This window comes from Microbacterium sp. CR_7 (genome assembly GCF_041954755.1).
GTDB lineage: Bacteria > Actinomycetota > Actinomycetes > Actinomycetales > Microbacteriaceae > Microbacterium.
Map to the genome: position 1 here is coordinate 299,024 of NZ_JAVAYF010000005.1, position 16,320 is coordinate 315,343.

16 protein-coding genes are annotated in these 16,320 nt (G+C 70.7%); 3 read left to right on the forward strand and 13 right to left on the reverse strand.

Going from position 1 to position 16,320, the window contains the following annotated elements; genetic code table 11:
* Position 1: 1 nt before the first annotated feature.
* The 6 genes from RAC81_RS13250 to RAC81_RS13275 are packed head-to-tail and all read right to left on the reverse strand — an operon-like array spanning position 2 to position 7,837.
* On the reverse strand, positions 2 to 697 hold the full coding sequence (locus tag RAC81_RS13250) for a response regulator (protein ID WP_375082791.1): 696 nt from the start codon (positions 695 to 697) through the stop codon (positions 2 to 4).
* Entirely contained in the window at positions 694 to 3,201 is a 2,508-nt protein-coding gene (locus tag RAC81_RS13255; RefSeq protein ID WP_375082792.1) for an ATP-binding protein, read from the reverse strand. Before RAC81_RS13255 ends, RAC81_RS13250 begins: the two co-directional genes overlap by 4 nt.
* Before the next feature lie 2 nt (positions 3,202 to 3,203).
* Positions 3,204 to 3,818 carry a potassium-transporting ATPase subunit KdpC gene (kdpC, locus tag RAC81_RS13260; RefSeq protein ID WP_375082793.1) on the reverse strand — a complete coding sequence of 205 codons (615 nt, stop codon included), beginning with the start codon at positions 3,816 to 3,818 and terminating at the stop codon, positions 3,204 to 3,206.
* Positions 3,819 to 3,840: 22 nt separating this feature from the next.
* Positions 3,841 to 6,075 (reverse strand): potassium-transporting ATPase subunit KdpB, encoded by a 2,235-nt coding sequence (kdpB, locus tag RAC81_RS13265; protein WP_375082794.1) that lies wholly within the window; start codon positions 6,073 to 6,075, stop codon positions 3,841 to 3,843.
* A 2-nt stretch (positions 6,076 to 6,077) separates the two neighbouring features.
* A complete protein-coding gene (gene kdpA, locus RAC81_RS13270) occupies positions 6,078 to 7,748 on the reverse strand; it encodes a potassium-transporting ATPase subunit KdpA (protein ID WP_375082795.1) in 1,671 nt (556 codons plus the stop codon).
* The gene (locus RAC81_RS13275) at positions 7,748 to 7,837 is read right to left on the reverse strand and encodes a potassium-transporting ATPase subunit F (RefSeq protein ID WP_375082796.1); all 90 of its coding nucleotides are present in this window, start codon (positions 7,835 to 7,837) and stop codon (positions 7,748 to 7,750) included. Before RAC81_RS13275 ends, kdpA begins: the two co-directional genes overlap by 1 nt.
* Positions 7,838 to 8,140: 303 nt before the next feature.
* Between RAC81_RS13275 and RAC81_RS13280 the strand changes: the two genes are divergently transcribed.
* Positions 8,141 to 8,470 (forward strand): hypothetical protein, encoded by a 330-nt coding sequence (locus tag RAC81_RS13280; protein WP_375082797.1) that lies wholly within the window; start codon positions 8,141 to 8,143, stop codon positions 8,468 to 8,470.
* A gap of 27 nt (positions 8,471 to 8,497) precedes the next feature.
* Here the strand turns inward: RAC81_RS13280 and RAC81_RS13285 are convergent, their stop codons facing one another.
* The 3 genes from RAC81_RS13285 to RAC81_RS13295 are packed head-to-tail and all read right to left on the reverse strand — an operon-like array spanning position 8,498 to position 10,925.
* Positions 8,498 to 9,535 carry a hypothetical protein gene (locus RAC81_RS13285; protein ID WP_375082798.1) on the reverse strand — a complete coding sequence of 346 codons (1,038 nt, stop codon included), beginning with the start codon at positions 9,533 to 9,535 and terminating at the stop codon, positions 8,498 to 8,500.
* A gap of 59 nt (positions 9,536 to 9,594) precedes the next feature.
* Positions 9,595 to 10,185 (reverse strand): hypothetical protein, encoded by a 591-nt coding sequence (locus tag RAC81_RS13290; RefSeq protein WP_375082799.1) that lies wholly within the window; start codon positions 10,183 to 10,185, stop codon positions 9,595 to 9,597.
* Positions 10,186 to 10,238: 53 nt separating this feature from the next.
* Positions 10,239 to 10,925, reverse strand: coding sequence for a type 1 glutamine amidotransferase domain-containing protein (locus RAC81_RS13295; protein WP_375082800.1), 687 nt, complete (start codon positions 10,923 to 10,925; stop codon positions 10,239 to 10,241).
* A 90-nt stretch (positions 10,926 to 11,015) separates the two neighbouring features.
* Between RAC81_RS13295 and RAC81_RS13300 the strand changes: the two genes are divergently transcribed.
* A complete protein-coding gene (locus tag RAC81_RS13300) occupies positions 11,016 to 11,915 on the forward strand; it encodes a LysR family transcriptional regulator (protein ID WP_375082801.1) in 900 nt (299 codons plus the stop codon).
* A gap of 45 nt (positions 11,916 to 11,960) precedes the next feature.
* On the forward strand, positions 11,961 to 12,803 hold the full coding sequence (locus tag RAC81_RS13305; RefSeq protein ID WP_375082802.1) for a MerR family transcriptional regulator: 843 nt from the start codon (positions 11,961 to 11,963) through the stop codon (positions 12,801 to 12,803).
* Positions 12,804 to 12,848: 45 nt separating this feature from the next.
* Here the strand turns inward: RAC81_RS13305 and RAC81_RS13310 are convergent, their stop codons facing one another.
* From RAC81_RS13310 to RAC81_RS13325, 4 genes are read right to left on the reverse strand one after another with little or no spacing between them, the layout of a single operon-like run.
* Positions 12,849 to 13,640 carry a polyprenol monophosphomannose synthase gene (locus RAC81_RS13310; RefSeq protein WP_375082803.1) on the reverse strand — a complete coding sequence of 264 codons (792 nt, stop codon included), beginning with the start codon at positions 13,638 to 13,640 and terminating at the stop codon, positions 12,849 to 12,851.
* 18 nt (positions 13,641 to 13,658) lie between these two features.
* Positions 13,659 to 14,279, reverse strand: a complete 621-nt coding sequence (locus RAC81_RS13315; protein WP_375082804.1) for a class F sortase — start codon at positions 14,277 to 14,279, stop codon at positions 13,659 to 13,661.
* Complete coding sequence (locus tag RAC81_RS13320) at positions 14,279 to 15,436, reverse strand: glycosyl hydrolase family 8 (RefSeq protein ID WP_375082805.1); 1,158 nt, start codon at positions 15,434 to 15,436, stop codon at positions 14,279 to 14,281. Before RAC81_RS13320 ends, RAC81_RS13315 begins: the two co-directional genes overlap by 1 nt.
* A complete protein-coding gene (locus RAC81_RS13325) occupies positions 15,436 to 16,284 on the reverse strand; it encodes a DUF4397 domain-containing protein (protein WP_375082806.1) in 849 nt (282 codons plus the stop codon). The genes RAC81_RS13320 and RAC81_RS13325 overlap by 1 nt, the downstream gene beginning before the upstream one ends.
* Positions 16,285 to 16,320: the final 36 nt, after the last annotated feature.

The window sequence follows — 16,320 nt, forward strand, 5'->3', positions numbered from 1 at the left end:
GTCAATCCGTCGTGAGACCCAGCAGGCGGTAGCCCATCCCCGGCTCGGTGATGATGTGCACGGGCGCCGCCGGGACCGGTTCCAGCTTCTTGCGCAGCTGCGAGACGTACAGGCGCAGGTAGCCGGTGTCCTCGGCGTGCTCGGTGCCCCAGATCGTGGTGAGGAGGGTCTGGCGGGTCACGAGCTTGCCGGCGTTGCGGATGAGGATGTCGATCATCTGCCATTCCGTTGGCGTGAGCCGGACCTGCCGGTGGCCCTCGGCGGACTCCCTGGTGACGCTTCGCGCCGCGAGGTCGATCATGACGTCGCCGAGGCGCACGACCGGAAGCGCCTCCTCCTGCGGCACGCGGCGGGTGAGGGCCCGGACGCGCGCCAGCAGCTCCTCGACCGCGAACGGTTTGGTGATGTAGTCGTCGGCTCCGGCATCCAGCGCCTCGACCTTGTCGGCGGCGCCCGCACGTCCGGAGACGACGAGGATCGGGGCGGTCGACCAGCCTCGGATGCCGTGGATCACCTCGATCCCGTCGAGCTTCGGCATGCCGAGGTCGAGCAGGAACAGGTCGGGGTGGTGGTCGATCGCCGCGGCGATCGCGGCAGCGCCGTCGGCCGCGGTCACGACGTCGTACCCCTTCGCGGTGAGCGTGATGCGCAGCGCTCGGAGGATCTGCGGGTCGTCGTCGGCGATGAGGATCTTCATCGGTTCTCCTCGGTGAGGTCGGGAGCGGGAGCGGACACGGGCAGGGAGATGACCATCGTGAGACCCCCGCCCGGGGTGTCCTCCGGGGTGAGGGTGCCGTGCATGGCCTCGACGAAGCCGCGCGACAGGGCCAGACCGAGTCCCAGACCCGACGAGTTGTCGGTGTCGCCCAGCCTCTGGAAAGGCACGAAGATGTCGTCGCGACGGTCGGCCGGAACCCCGGGCCCGCGGTCGATGATCCGGATCTCCAGGTGATCGCCGAACGTGCTCGTGCTCACGTGCACGGGGGAGTCCTCGGGCGCGTACCGGTGCGCGTTCGTGAGCAGGTTGACCACGACCCGCTGCAGCAGCACCGGGTCGACCTGCGCCACCGCGTCGTCGTGGTGGAGGGCGAGTGTGACCTCGGTCGGCCCGAGATGCAGTTCGTCCAGCGCGGGGGCGATGACCTCGGCCGGATCCGTGGGGATCTCGGCGATCGTGAGGACACCGGTCTGCAGACGACTCACATCGAGCAGGTCGGTCACGAGGGTCGCCAGGGCCGTCAGACTCTCGTCGGCGGTCTCCAGCAGCTCCTGCTTGTCGCGTCGATCGAGGTCGGGCCCGGCCGCGCGCAGACCGCCGACGGCCGCGGCGGCCGCGGCGAGCGGGCGCCGCAGGTCATGGCTCAGCGCCGACAGCAGGGCGCCGCGCACCCGGTCGGAGGCGGCGATCGGCTCGATCTCCTTCGCCGTCAGCTCGAGGCGCTGATGCTCGAGAGCGGCGGCGAGCTGGGCGGTCACGACCGCCAGCAGCCGGCGCTCGGATGCAGCGACGTCGCCGCCGTGCAGTTCGAGGACGGCGTCGTCCGTCACGCGGATCACGGTGTGGCGGTTGTCGCGAAGCGGCTCGCCGGCTCGCGCGACGACCTCGTCGCCGCGCATGAGGCGCACGCCGGGCAGCTGGAAAGCCTCGCGTGTGCGATCGACGAGCGCCTGGATCGCGTTCTCGCCGCGGAGCACGCTGCCGGCGATGGTCTGGATCATCTCGGACTCGGCCGCCGACCGACGCGCTGACCGCGTGTACCGCGCGGCGCGGTCGACGATGAAGCTCACCATGCTGGCGATGATCACGTAGAGGATGATCGCGAGCAGGTGGTGGGGTTCGTGAATGTGGATCGTGTACAGCGGCTCGATGAAGAGGAAGTCGAGCGTGATGCCCGACAGCACGGCGGCGAACAGGGCGGGCCAGATGCCGCCGACGAGCGCGACGATCACGACGAGCAGCTGATAGCTCAGCACATCCGTGGTGATCGACTCGGGGCTGCGGAACAGCGAGAGGAAGACCGTGAGCGCGGGGCCGCCGAGGAGCGCCACGACGAATCCCAGCACGCGCCGCTTCACCGTCAGCGCTCCGGTGAGGGGAGGCAGCGCGGCACGACGACCGGCCGCGGAGTGGTTCACCATGTGCACGTCGATGTCGCCGGACTCGCGGACGACCGTCGCGCCGATCCCCGGACCCGTGAAGGCGGCGGCGAAGCGGCTTCGGCGGCTCGCGCCGAGCACGAGCTGCGTGGCGTTGACCGAACGCGCGAACTCGACGAGCGCGGTCGGGATGTCCTCGCCGACGACCTGGTGATAGGTGCCGTTGAGCTTCTCGACCAGTGCGCGCTGCTCGGTCAGCACGACGGGGTTCGCGGCGCGCAGTCCGTCCTGACTCGTGACGTGGACGGCGATGAGCTCTCCGCCCGCCGATCGCGAAGCGATGCGGGAGCCGCGGCGCAGCAGCGTCTCGCCCTCCGGGCCTCCGGTGAGGGCGACGACCACGCGCTCCCGAGCCTCCCAGGTGCTGTCGATGCCGTGCTCGGCGCGGTACCCCTTGAGCGCCTGATCGACCTCGTCGGCCAGCCAGATGAGGGCCAGTTCGCGGAGGGCGGTGAGGTTGCCGAGGCGGAAGTAATTCGACAGTGCGGCGTCGATGCGCTCGGCCGGGTAGACGAAGCCGCCCGACAGCCGGTCGCGCAACGCCTGCGGGGCCAGGTCGATCACCTCGATCTGGTCGGCGCTGCGCAGCACGTTGTCGGGAACGGTCTCGCGCTGCGGCACGCCGGTGATCTGCTCGACCACGTCGTTCAGGGACTCGATGTGCTGGATGTTCAGCGTCGAGACGACGTCGATGCCCGCCGCGAGGAGCTCCTCGACGTCCTGCCAGCGCTTCTCGTTGCGCGAGCCGGGGGCGTTGGTGTGGGCGAGCTCGTCGACGAGGGCGACCGAGGGCGCGCGGCGCAGCAGCGCCGCGAGGTCCATCTCCTCGAGGTCGACGCCCCGGTGCCCGACGTTCGCGCGCGGGATCGACGGCAGACCGTCGGTCATCGAGGCGGTCGCCGCGCGGCCGTGCGTCTCGACGATGCCGATCACGACGTCCTTGCCCTCGGCCAGGAGGCGTCGGCCCTCCTCGAGCATCGTGTAGGTCTTGCCGACGCCGGGGGCGGCGCCGAGCAGCACGCGAAGCCGCCCCCGGGTGGTCACGCTCAGCCCTCCCGCTCGTCGAGCGCGAGGTTCAGCTCGGCGACGTTCACGACGGTCTCGCCGAGATAGCCGAGGTTCGGCCCGCTCGTGGCTGCCGCGACGGCCGCGGCCACCTCGTCCTCCGACATGCCGCGGGCGTCGGCGACGCGCGCGATCTGGATCCGCGCGTACTCCGGGCTGATGTGCGGGTCGAGGCCCGAGCCCGACGCGGTCACGGCGTCAGCGGGCACGGCATCCTCCGAGACGCCGTTGAACTCGGCGATCCGCGTCTTGCGCTCGGCGATGGCGGCGATCAGATCCTCGTTCTCCGGGCCCTGGTTGGTTCCCGCGGAGGCGGTGCCGTCGTAGCCGTCGCCCGCCGCGGAGGGCCTGCTCTGGAAGTACTCCGGAAGCGGTTCGCCCTCGTCGTCGGTGAACGACTGCCCGATGAGCGAGGATCCGACGACGTCTCCGTCCTGCGAGACGAGAGCCGAGCCGTTCGCCTGCGCGGGCAGCGCCAGCTGGCCGATACCGGTGATCAGCAGCGTGTAGCCGATGCCGAGGACGACGGTGAACATGATCATCGTGCGCACCGCGACCCAGAGGGTGCGGCCGCCGCTGCGTGTTCCAGCGTTCATGAGTGTGCGACTCCTTGAGAGATCAGAAACCGGGGATCAGGCGCACGACCAGGTCGATGAGCCAGATGCCGACGAAGGGTGTGACGATGCCGCCGAGTCCGTACACGGCGAGGTTGCGCCCGAGGATCTTGGAGGCGTTCAGAGGGCGGTACTTCACGCCTCGGAGCGCGAGCGGCACGAGGAAGACGATGACGATCGCGTTGAAGATCACGGCCGACAGCACGGCGGATGCCGGGGAGTGCAGCCCCATGACGTTCAGCACCGCGAGCTGCGGGAAGACGCCCATGAAGATCGCCGGGATGATGGCGAAGTACTTCGCGATGTCGTTCGCGATCGAGAACGTCGTCAGCGCGCCGCGCGTGATGAGCAGCTGCTTGCCGATCGCCACGATGTCGATGAGCTTGGTCGGGTCGGAGTCGAGGTCGACCATGTTGCCGGCCTCCTTCGCCGCCGACGTCCCCGTGTTCATCGCCACACCGACGTCGGCCTGTGCGAGCGCCGGGGCGTCGTTCGTGCCGTCGCCGGTCATGGCGACGAGGTTGCCGCCCTCCTGCTCCTTTCGGATGTACGCGAGCTTCTGTTCCGGGGTGGCCTCGGCGAGGAAGTCGTCGACCCCCGCCTCTTTCGCGATCGCCGCGGCGGTCAGCGGGTTGTCGCCCGTCACCATGACCGTGCGGATGCCCATCGCGCGGAGCTCGGCGAACCGGTCGGTCAGCCCCTCCTTGACGATGTCCTTGAGGTGGACCACGCCGAGGATCCGGTCGGTCGCGGTCGCGCGGCTGGCTGATTCCCGGATGGCTGATCCGCGCGCCGCATCCGTCCCGCCGATCGGGGAATCGTCAGCCATGCGGACCGCTACTGACGACGCGGGGCGCACGGCGACGACCAGCGGGGTGCCGCCGCTCGACGCGACGCCGTCGGTGAGGGCGGCGAGTTCGGCATCCGGGTCGAGGCCGAGCCAGGCCGCGACGGCGGAGCCGGCGCCCTTGCGGATCTGCGTGCCGTCGGCGAGGTCGAGTCCCGACATGCGGGTCTGGGCCGTGAACGGCACGACCACGGCATCCGCCGGCTGCTCGACATGGATGCCGCGGCCCGCCGCGAGATCGACGATCGACGCCCCCTCGGGCGTGGGGTCGGCGAGCGACGAGAGGGCGGCGATGCGCAGCAGCTCGTCGGCGTCGATCCCCGACAGGGGGAGCACCTCGCTCGCGCGGCGGTTGCCGTACGTGATCGTGCCGGTCTTGTCGAGCAGCAGCGTCGTGACGTCGCCTGCCGCCTCGACCGCCCGGCCCGACATCGCGAGCACGTTGCGCTGCACGAGCCGGTCCATTCCCGCGATGCCGATGGCCGACAGGAGCGCGCCGATCGTCGTCGGGATCAGGCAGACCAGCAGTGCGATGAGCACGGTGATGCTGGCGGGACTCGCGGGGTACGAGGCGATCGGGTTGAGCGTCAGCGCGACCGTCACGAACACGATCGACAGGCTCGCGAGCAGGATGTTCAGGGCGATCTCATTGGGCGTGCGCTGGCGGGCCGCTCCCTCGACGAGGGCGATCATCCGGTCGACGAACGTCTCTCCGGGCTTCGACGTGATGCGCACGACGATGCGGTCGGAGAGCACCCGGGTGCCGCCCGTGACGGCCGACCGGTCGCCCCCGGACTCGCGCACGACGGGTGCCGACTCGCCGGTGATGGCCGATTCGTCGACGCTCGCGATGCCCCAGACGATGTCGCCGTCGCCGGGGATCAGCTCGCCGGCCGACACGACCACGGTGTCGCCGAGACGGAGATCGGCCGACGAGACATCCTCGATGCGGGTGTCCTCCGCCGATCCGTCGGTCGCCGGGTCGTAGCCGTCGACCCGGTGCGCCGTCGTGCTGGTGCGGGTCTTGCGCAGGGTGTCGGCCTGCGCCTTGCCCCGGCCCTCGGCGATCGACTCGGCGAGGTTCGCGAACACGACGGTGAGCCACAGCCACACGGCGATGATCCCGGTGAACGACCACGGGACGCTGCTGCCGCCGGAGGCCGCGGGGCCGCCGAGGAACGGTTCGGCGACGGCGAGCAGCGTCGTCAGCGCAGCGCCGATCCAGACGATGAACATGACGGGGTTGCGCCACTGATCGCGCGGATCGAGCTTGCGCAGTGCGCCGGGGAGCGCAGCCCGGACCTGGGTCCAGGTGAGCGTCTTGCGACGGGCCGGAGCCGCGGTCTTCGCCGCGGCGGGCGAGGACGAGGGGGTGCGAGTGAGGGTGGACATGGTCACAGAAGCCCTTCCGCCAGGGGACCCAGCGTGAGAACGGGGAAGAAGACGAGTGCGGTGACGAGGACCGCGGTGCCGGCGGTGAGGCCGACGAACAGGGGACGATGCGTCGGCAGGGTGCCCGCGGTGGCGGGGACCTTGTCCTGCGCGGCCAGCGACCCGGCGAGGGCCAGGACGAGCGCGATCGGCAGGAACCGTCCGAGCAGCATCGCGACGCCGAGCGCGGCGGTCAGCCACGGAGTGCTGGCGGTGAGGCCGGCGAAAGCGGATCCGTTGTTGTTCGCCGCAGACGCGAACGCGTAGATCACCTCCGACAGGCCGTGCGATCCGGTGTTCGCGAGCGATTCGTCGACGATGCTGCCGCGCAGGGCCGGGACGGCGAAGCTGAGGGCGACACCGCCGAGCACGAGGAGCGGCATCACGAGGATGTACAGGCTCGCGAGCTTCATCTCCCGTGGACCGATCTTCTTGCCGAGGTACTCGGGGGTGCGACCGACGAGGAGTCCGGCGACGAAGACCGCGATCACGGCGATGATCAGCATCCCGTACAGGCCCGAGCCGACTCCACCGGGAGCGATCTCGCCGAGCAGCATGTTGACCATCGGCATCATGCCGCCGAGCGCGGTGTACGAGTCGTGCATCGAGTTCACCGACCCCGTCGAGGTCAGTGTGGTCGTCGATGCGTAGAGGACCGACTGCACGAGCCCGAACCGGGCCTCCTTGCCCTCCATCGCGGCGCCGGCGAGTTCCGGTGCGCTGCCGCGCCCCGCGAACTCGAACGCCGCGAGGGCGAAGGTCGATGCGAGGAACAGGACTCCCATGACGGAGAGGATCGCGTAACCCTGACGGTTGTCGCCGACCATCTTGCCGAACGTGCGCGGCAGGGAGATCGGGATCAGCAGGATGAGGAAGCACTGCAGCAGGCTCGTCCACGCCGTCGGGTTCTCGAACGGGTGCGCGGCGTTGGCGTTGTAGAAGCCGCCGCCGTTCGTGCCGATCTCCTTGATGGCCTCCTGCGAGGCGACGGGGCCGCCGGGGATCGTCTGCGTGCCACCCGTGACGGTGGTCACGTCGACGTTGCCCGCGAAGTTCTGCACGACGCCGCCGGCGATGAGCACGACGGCCGCGACGATCGAGAGCGGTAGCAGGATGCGGAACGTGCCGCGGACGAGATCGACCCAGAAGTTGCCGATGACACCGGAGCGGCGATAGGCGAAACCCCGCACGAGCGCGATCGCGACGGCGATGCCGGTCGCTGCGGAGACGAAGTTCTGCACGGCGAGACCGGCGAACTGCACGGTGTACGACAGCGCCTCACCCGAGTACGCCTGCCAGTTCGTGTTGGTCACGAAGGAGATCGCGGTGTTGAACGCGACGCCCGGCTCGACGTTCGTGTTGCCGAGGGAGTACGGCAGCCACTGCTGCGTGCGCTGCAGGACGAAGAGCAGCAGCACGCCGACGATCGAGAAGTACAGGACCGAGCGCAGGTACGACTGCCAGGACTGCTCGCGCGTCGGGTCGACGCCGATGACCTTGTAGACGCCGCGCTCGAGAGCCCAGTCCCTGCGGCTGGTGAACGTCCAGGCCATGTAGTCGCCGACCGGACGGTAGACGAGGGCGAGGGCCAGGGCGAGCGTGGCGACGCTCGCGATCAGCAGACCCCACTCCATCAGAAACGCTCCGGCTTCACGAGGGCGAACACCAGGTAGACGACGGCCGCGACGCCGAGCACGGCCGCGAGGAGCTCGAAGACGATCACAGCTTCTCCACCGCCTTCCCGACGAGGCCGACGGTCACGAACAGGACGATCACGCCCAGCACGTAGACGAGGTCAAGCACGACAAGCTCCATTCACGCTTCGGCGATCACCGGGCGGCGACCGCGCGTCCCGAGGACGCAACACCCGATACAACACCCGGCGGAGACCCGGTCCTGACCGCTCTAACGAAACCCATACGGCGATCGCCCGGACCCTCACGGGGTGCTCACGAAAGGGCTGATTCCTCCCGCGTCGCGTGCTCGACGGCGATTAGGTAAGGAGGTTAGTAAGTAGAATCAGCGCATGGCGACACTCCTGTATGGTCCGAGCGATGTGCCGATCCACATCGAGGATCGCGCTCTCGCACATCTGAAGATCGTCATCGCGACGAAGCTCCGCCGCAACGAGTCCTTCACGCTCTCGTGGAAGCACGCCGAGGGTGAGCCGGGCGGGCGGTCGACGATCTGGATCCACCCGTCCATCCCGCTGCGGTTCGTGTTCGACGAGCCCGAGGCGCCGCAGATCAGCATGAAGTGGATCGAACAGCTCGTCCACTCGGCGAACACGAGCGGCGGAATCGCCCTCGTCGATGAGGTGCTGAGCCCCGCCGAGATCGAGAACCCGGACGCCTAGAGCGCACCCGCTCTCCGGTCGCCGAGGCTAGTTTTCGAGCGAGCACGCCGAGACGATCGTCACATGCACGAGCCCGTCGATGCTCGTCTTGTCGCGGATGCTCATGCGGGCCACCGCTTTCGACGCGCTGTACCGGATGTCCTCCTGCATCGAGCGATCAGCGCTGTATCCCGCGTCATCCCAGACCTCGAGGATCCGCGCGACCGAAGCCGCGTTGTCATCCGTGCGGAAGGCGAGGTCGACCTGGAGCTGCACGCCCGAGCCGTGAGAGCAGGGCGCACGCACCGGTGTGACCGTCGACGGGTCGATCGGTGCACCCCCGGCATCCACCGCTGCGCCGGTCGACGCCGACAGCGAGGCGTCGACGAGACGGCGTATCTCGTCATCCATCGCACTCGGTGTGAGCGGCGGTGCGGTGGATGCCGAGGGCTGCGGCCCTCCGCCGGGGTCGGGATCGGTCAACCCGCAGGCCGAGTCCCGGTCGGCGACGGCCGGTACGGAGAGCTGCACCGCCGTTCCACCCGGGTTGGGGCGATACTGCACGAGGAGCGCCGACCCGTTCCTCGTGGCGGTGTAGTCGCCCGCAGCGAACGGCTGGTGCGCGTTGTTCCCGCTGACCCGGCCTGCGATCGTGGAGACGAGAGGGCCGTCCTTCCGGTAGATCGTCCCCGACGAGCCCAACAGCAGCTGGCGCTCGACCACCACGTACCCCGTATCGCATCCGTCCTCGACCACTGTGGTCAGTGAGACGTCCACGCTCACCAGACTGAAGAAACCCGCGGTGAGGGCGGCCACCGTCGCCGCGAGGATGCCGACGATGGTGAAGGGCAGCATCCGACGAGGGCCGCCGACGCCCCACAGTCCGACGACGATCGCGACGAAGGCGACCAGCATCGCCCCGCTGAGGATCGTCTGCTCATCCAGAGGGCCGAGGAGGACCGAAGCCGTTCCCCCAGACGCCCTGTCGACGATGATCGTGAACACGGCGATCGCCGTCGCGCACGCGAAGCCTCCCCCTGCGATCCGCACCAGTCGTCGCCGGGTGCCGTCGGGGCTCTGCATCACGTGCGAAGCCTACGCGGCCCTCGCTGACCGATGCCCGCGACGGACCTGAGATACTGCGGTCAGTGGGTGAGCACGAGCTTCGCGACGCCGATGCCGATGGCGACCGCTGCGAGGACGACGCCACCCCAGAGTCCCGACATGGTCAGCTTCCTGCCGCTGTACCGCTGCATGAACACCCCGACGAAGGCGAGGCGCACGGCGAGGATCCCCACGGCTGCCGCCTGGGCCCAGACCGGAGCGATCCACCCGGCCCACGCGGCGCCGTACACGAGCGCGGGGATGAGCGCCGAGGTGGCGATCGGGCGAGCCCGGCTGACGACGGCGCGGGCGGCGGCGCCCCGCGCCGACGGGACGTCCTCCTCGTCGGTCTCGCCGAACCCCTGGGCGACGAGGTGGGCGAGCACGTGCGCGAGGAACGTCAGCACCCCCGTCGCCAGCACCGCCCACACCGCCGCGCCGTCGTCGATCTGATGCGGGCTCACGGCGAGGGCGGCGGCGAGCACGGTGATGTTGCCGTAGATGTACGACGACATCCGTTCGCGCATCTCCTCCACGGGCACGTGCGGCGGTTCCGGCCTGATCCGGGTCGGGCGGGCGCCGCGCGAGACGCCACGCACCGGGCCGCCCCTGCCGCCCGATCCCTGTCGCATGCCCTCAGTCTCTCACCGCGCGGGGCGCCGTCGAGAAGGGACGAGCGGTCGCCTCAGGCGCGCGCGTCCTCTCCGCCGGCGAGCGCGGCGATGAGCGCGCGGGCGGTGGATGCCGAGGACTGCGGGTTCTGACCGGTGATGAGCGTGCCGTCGACGATCGTGTGCTCGCTCCAGGGCTCGGCGACGACCACGTCGGCGCCGAGCTTCCGCAGCGACGACTCGAGGAGGAACGGGGCTCGCTCGGCGAGTCCGCCGATGCGCTCCTCCTCGTCGGTGAAGGCGGCGATGCGGCGTCCCGAGACGAGAGGCTCGCCCGTCGCGGCGACGGCCGGGAGGAGGGCTGCGAGTCCGTGGCACACGGCGACGAGCGGGCGCCCCGCGGCGGCGGTGTCAGCGATCACGGCGGCGGAGTCCCTATCGACGGCCAGGTCCTGCATCGGCCCGTGGCCGCCGGGGTAGTAGACGGCGTCGTAGGCAGACGCGTCGACCTCGGCGAGCACGAGGGGTGTCCGGAGAGCTGCGATGCCGGCGATCGCTTCGGCATCCCCGTCTCGCAGGCTGCCGGGGTCGGCGACCGGGGCGACGCCGCCGGGCGTCGCGAAGGCGACGTCGTGCCCGGCTTCCGTGAGCAGGGCGTAGGGCGTGAGCAGCTCCTCGGCCCAGTAGCCGGTGGGGTGCTCGGTGCCGTCGGCGAGGGTCCAGGTGCGCGCACCGGTGACGACGAAGAGGACAGTGGACATGATTCTCCTTGGGTCGATGGCCGACGACAGCTGCGCCGGATGCTGTCCGCAACCTCGATCCGACCACCGATCTTCCGATAGCTTCGTGATATGTCCGATCGGAATTTCGATGGCTTGCGCGACGTGCAGCTCTGGCGTACCTTTCTCGCGGCGTACCGCCATGGGTCCGTCTCCGCGGCCGCACGGGCTCTCGGCGTCGCCCAGTCCTCGGTCACGGTGCAGCTGCAGGCGCTCGAGCGGAGCGTCGGCTGGCCCCTGTTCGAGCGGCACGCCCGCGGCATCCGTCCGACACCGAGCGCCGACGAGCTCGCCGGCCGCATCGCCGGTCCGCTCGACGCGCTGGCCGAGGCGGTCGGGGCTCGCCCCGATGCACCGGCGGCGCCGGTCCGCCTCGGCGGGGCGTCGGAGTTCCTCGCCGCGGTCGGCCTTCCCGCAGTCGGCCCTCTCGTCGCCGACGGGATGCTGCTCGCCGTGACGACGGGACTCGCCGACGACCTGCTCGACCGACTCAGGAACGGCGAGCTGGATGTCGTCGTCTCCGCCGTACGCCCTCGCGGGCGGACACTGCCCGCCATGCCGCTGTTCGACGAGGAGTTCGCCCTCGTCGCGTCACCGCAGCGCGGCATCCGTCCCTCCGCCGAGCTGCGCGCGAGCGACCTCGACGAGCACCCTCTCCTCGCCTACGGCCACGACCTGCCGATCCTCCGACGGTTCTGGCGTCACTCGTTCGGCATCCGGCTGGAGCGGAAGCCCGCGCTCGTCGCCGCCGATCTGCGCGCGCTCGCCGCGGCGGCCGTCGCCGGTGCGGGCATCACCGTGCTGCCGACGTACCTGATCTCGCAGGAGCTGGCCGACGGGCGGCTGGTCGATCTGCGCCCGAGCGAGGTCCCGTCCATCAACACGGTCTTCCTCGTGCGGAGGCCCGGCCCCGTCACGCCGGCCGCCGCGCTCATCGAGCGGGCGCTGCGCGAGGCGACGACGGTGCTGTGATCGCACCGTCCGGCCCCGCGACCGGATGTGTTTGACCCTCACACTGTGTCATGGTCGAGTGTGGTCGACATCATGTACACCATCGGAGAATTCGCCGCCCTGGGACGGGTGAGCGTTCGCATGCTGCGGCACTACGACGCGATCGGCCTCCTGGCACCCACGCGGGTCGACGCCCGCACCGGCTACCGCTCCTACTCGATCGACCAACTGCCCCTGCTGCTCACGATCGTGGAGCTGCGGGAGCTCGGGGTCGGGCTGGATCGCATCGCGGAGCTGACGACCGCCGAGGATCAGGATGCCGCGCTGCGCACCCTGCTCGTCGAGCGTCGGCACGACCTCGAAGGGTCGATCGCCGCGGACCGCGTGCGCCTCGCCCGGATCGAGCGACGGCTCCGTCACCTCGAAGGAGACATCATGTCGCAGGTCGCTTACAAGCACGTCCCCGCCGTCACGGTCTACGCCGCGCACGGCACCGCTCCTGGAATCGGACCGGAGAACGTCAGCCCGCTCATCGGTCCGCTCATCGGAGGACTCGACCGGGCGCTCGAAGCCGCGGGCCGTCCTCTCCTGGAGCCGGGCATCTTCTGGTACGACGCGGAGGACGAGGACCGATTCGGCGTGCACGTCTCGTACACCGCCGAGGCCGAGCCCGTCGCGGGCGACGGGTACGACGTCGTCGAGCTCCCCGACGTGCCGATCGCCGCGACCCTGCAGCACCGGGGCGACATGAGCGGCATCGAGGAGTCGTGGTCGACGCTCATGCAGCAGATCGTCGCCGACGGCTACCGCGTGGTCGGCCCCACCCGCGAGGTCTACCTGGAGGCCGACGGGCACGAGCCCGGCCCCGACTGGCTCACCGAGCTCCAGGCGCCGGTCGAGCGGATCTGACGGCAGCGGCGGCGGGCCCGGCCGCTGGTCGGACCCGCCGCCTGCTCACGGCTGGACGGGGGGAAGCATCCGGTGCGACAGCGCCCGCACCGAGCGCAGGCGCTGACCGTGGCGGAGGAAGAGCGCGATCCCGGCCAGTCGACGACGCAGACCCCACCAGGTGACGAGACTGAGCGACTCGGTGACGATCGCGCTGCTCATCTTCGACTCGCCGTGCACGCGCTCGACGAACGTGATCGGCACCTCGACGACGCGGAGTCCCCGCTCGAGCGCACGCCACAGCAGGTCGACCTGGAAGCAGTAGCCCTGGGATGCGACGTCGAAGAGGTCGATCCGACGCAGGGCGGCCGCGCTGAACACGCGGTAGCCGCCCGTCGAGTCGCGGACGTCGATCCCCAGGGCGAGGCGTGCGTACAGGTTGCCACCGCGGCTGAGGATCTCACGGTGCCGCGACCAGTTGACGACCTTCCCGCCCGGCACCCAGCGGGAGCCGAGCACGAGGTCGTGGTCGATGAGCTGCTCCAGCAGTCGGGGCAGCTCCTCCGGGCGGTGCGAGCCGTCGGCATCCATCTCGACCAGCGCCCAGTAGTCGCGCTCCAATCCCCAGGCGAACCCCGCGAGGTAGGCGCCGCCCAGCCCGTCCTTCTCGGTGCGGTGCAGCACGGAGACCCCGGGGTGCCGCTCGGCCAGGGCGTCGGCGAGCTCGCCGGTCCCGTCGGGCGACGCGTCGTCGACGATCAGGATGTCGGCGTCGGCCGCTGCGAGCACCCGGTCGACGATCGACTCGATGTTCTCGATCTCGTTGTAGGTGGGGATGATGACGAGCGTCTCGTTCATGGCGGTCCTTTCGAAGGGTCAGCTCTGCAGTTCGGCGAAGACGATGAGGTTGTCGAGATAGTGCCCCGTCGAGGGGTCGAAGACGCCCCCGCAGGTGATGAGCCGCAGTTCCGGGGTCGGCACGTTGCTGTACACGGACGAGGTCGGGAATTCGGCCTTGGCGGACTGGATGCTGTCGCTCACCGCGAACACGCGCTCCGATCCGTCCGACAGGGTGACGACGATCTCGTCGCCGACGGCGAGCGAGCCGAGACCCGCGAAGACGGCAGGCGCCGACGGAGAGTCGACATGACCGGCGATGATCGCCGGTCCCACCGCACCGGGGACGACGCCGCCCGAGTACCACCCGGCGAGGTCGTAGTCGACGGGGGCGGTGAGGCGACCGGTGCCGTCGAGCGTCAGGTCCTCGAGCGTCGAATCCACGCCGAGCGCGGGGATCGAGACGCGCGTCGGCACGGCGTCCTGTGCCGGGGGCGTGGGCGCGGCAGGATCCTGCAGCCCGCCGGCCGAGAACCCGCTCTGGGCGGTGGCCGACGGGGCGGGGGATGCCGGGCCGGTAGCGCCGCACGCCGCGAGGACCAGCGATACGGCGAGCACGCCGATCGCCGCGAGGGTGCGCATCCCACCGGCCCCGCGCATCAGACCTCTCCCGTCCCGCAGCCGCCGAGCGCGTCGTCGGTGAGCATCGCGGTCGACAGCATGACCCAGGACGCTCCGTAGTAGGTCGGATACCGCACGCTGAACTGCGCGGCGCGCTCGAGGTCGGAGGAGGCCGCCTCGGCGTCGCCGCTCGCGGAGGCGGATGCTGCGCGCGCGGTGTAGGCGAAGGCCGACTCATCGGACGACAGGGAGCCGCCCCCGAGATCCAGGCGCGACGCCAGCTCGTCCTCCCGATCGAGGGTGGCGAGGGGACGACCGGCGAGAGCCACGTCGGCGGGATCGCAGGACTCCGCGTACCGCAGCAGGAGCCGCGGCGCGTCGAACCCGTACTGCACGGGATCGCCACCACCGCGCGGCCCCGGCATGGGCTCGACGAGTCCGTCGGCGTGCACCTGGGCCCAATCGGGCGGCAGATCGGTGGCATCGAGGATCGTGCCGGTGACCTGAGCGCTGCCCGCCTGCAGTTCGGCCCAGCGCGGATCGCCCGTCGCCGCACCGAGGACCTGGAACGCCACGGGCGACGCATAGCTGGGGTTGTAGGCGTACGGCTCGCGGTCGGCCGCCCACAACCCGGGCAGCAGGATGCGTCCCTGCGCGGTCTGCACCGTGAGGCGGTCGGCGATCACGGTCGCGAGCTCCACGCCCTCCGCGCGCAGGTCCTCGCGCCCGAAGCGGTCTCCCGCCAGCACGAGAGCGCGGGCGGCGTCGAGGTCGGCATCGGTCGCCGGTTCGTCGTCGACGACCTTCCCGTCGTCCCACCGCCAGGCCATGAGCCCGTCGGGGCGCAGCAGCTCGGCGCGCGTCCAGTCCCAGACCTCGTCGAAGCGCTGCTCGTCGTCGGCGATCAGGGCCGCGAAGAGTCCGTACGCCTGGCCCTCGCTGACGGTGTCGCCGCCTTCGTCGCGCCGGACGACGCGTCCGTCCTCGACCCACTCGTCGAGGAACGAGGTCCCGAGGTCGGCGGCGACGAGATCAGGCGCCTGCGTCTCCTCCGGAGGCAGGGGCGACGAGGTGGCGGCGGGCGACGAGTCGGGCGGGCCGGTGTCGGCGGTGTTCAGGCCGACGGCGACCGCCGCGGTCCCCGCCGTCACCACCACGGCGCCCGCGGCGATCGCGATCAGAGCGGAGCGGCGCATCAGAGCGCCTCCCGCACCTGCTTCGCCGGAGCCGTTCCGTCGGCCTCGGCGCGGGCGAGGTAGCCGCCGCCCGTGTCGACGCCGCCGTCCGGCACGTCTCCCACGGAGGCGCTGTCGAGGATCGGCAGGATCGTGAGTCCGCCGCTGGAGGTGTCGAGCACGAACAGCGTCGTGACGCTGCCCGCGGCGACCGACACGTCCGCGGTGTCCTGCACGCCCTTGCCGGTGAGGTCGAGGGTCCAGTCGCCGGCGGGGATCTCGGCGTATCCGGTGGCCGATCCGGCCTTCGCATCCTTCGCGATCGGGTCGCCCTGCGCGGTCGTGACGTCGACCTCCGGCGTGATCGTCGACGCCTGGATGAGGCGGATGCGGGCCGAACCGGCCGCAGGCTGCGACAGGTCGTCGTCGAACGCCCGCACCTGCAGGTCGTCGGTCGGTCCGTAGGCCGCGACCGTCGTCGCGGTGCCGGCGTCGACCGTCACCGTCTCCGAGATCACGGGCACGTCCGACCCCGACGAACCGGCAGGCACCATGCTGACCGTGTACGACCCGGCCGGGAGCTCCTGGTAGGTCGAGACGTCGCCGTAGCCGACGCCGTCGAGCTCGAAGAGCGTCGATCCGCCGCGCACGGCCGAGACGCGCACGTCGACGGACTTCGTGTCCGGGGAGAGGTGGCCGAGACGCAGCCAGCCGGCCGTGGCGTCGACGGCGGAGGGGGCGACGGCGGGGCGGGCGTCGGCGGAGGAGGTCTGCGCTGCGGCGGGCAGCGGCGCGGCGACGCTGACGAGCAGCGCTGCCGCTCCCCAGGCCAGGCCTGCCGTGAGGTGCGGGAATCGTGAATTCGTCATGATGTGCTCCTTCTCGATGGGGTCGTGCGTTGTGTC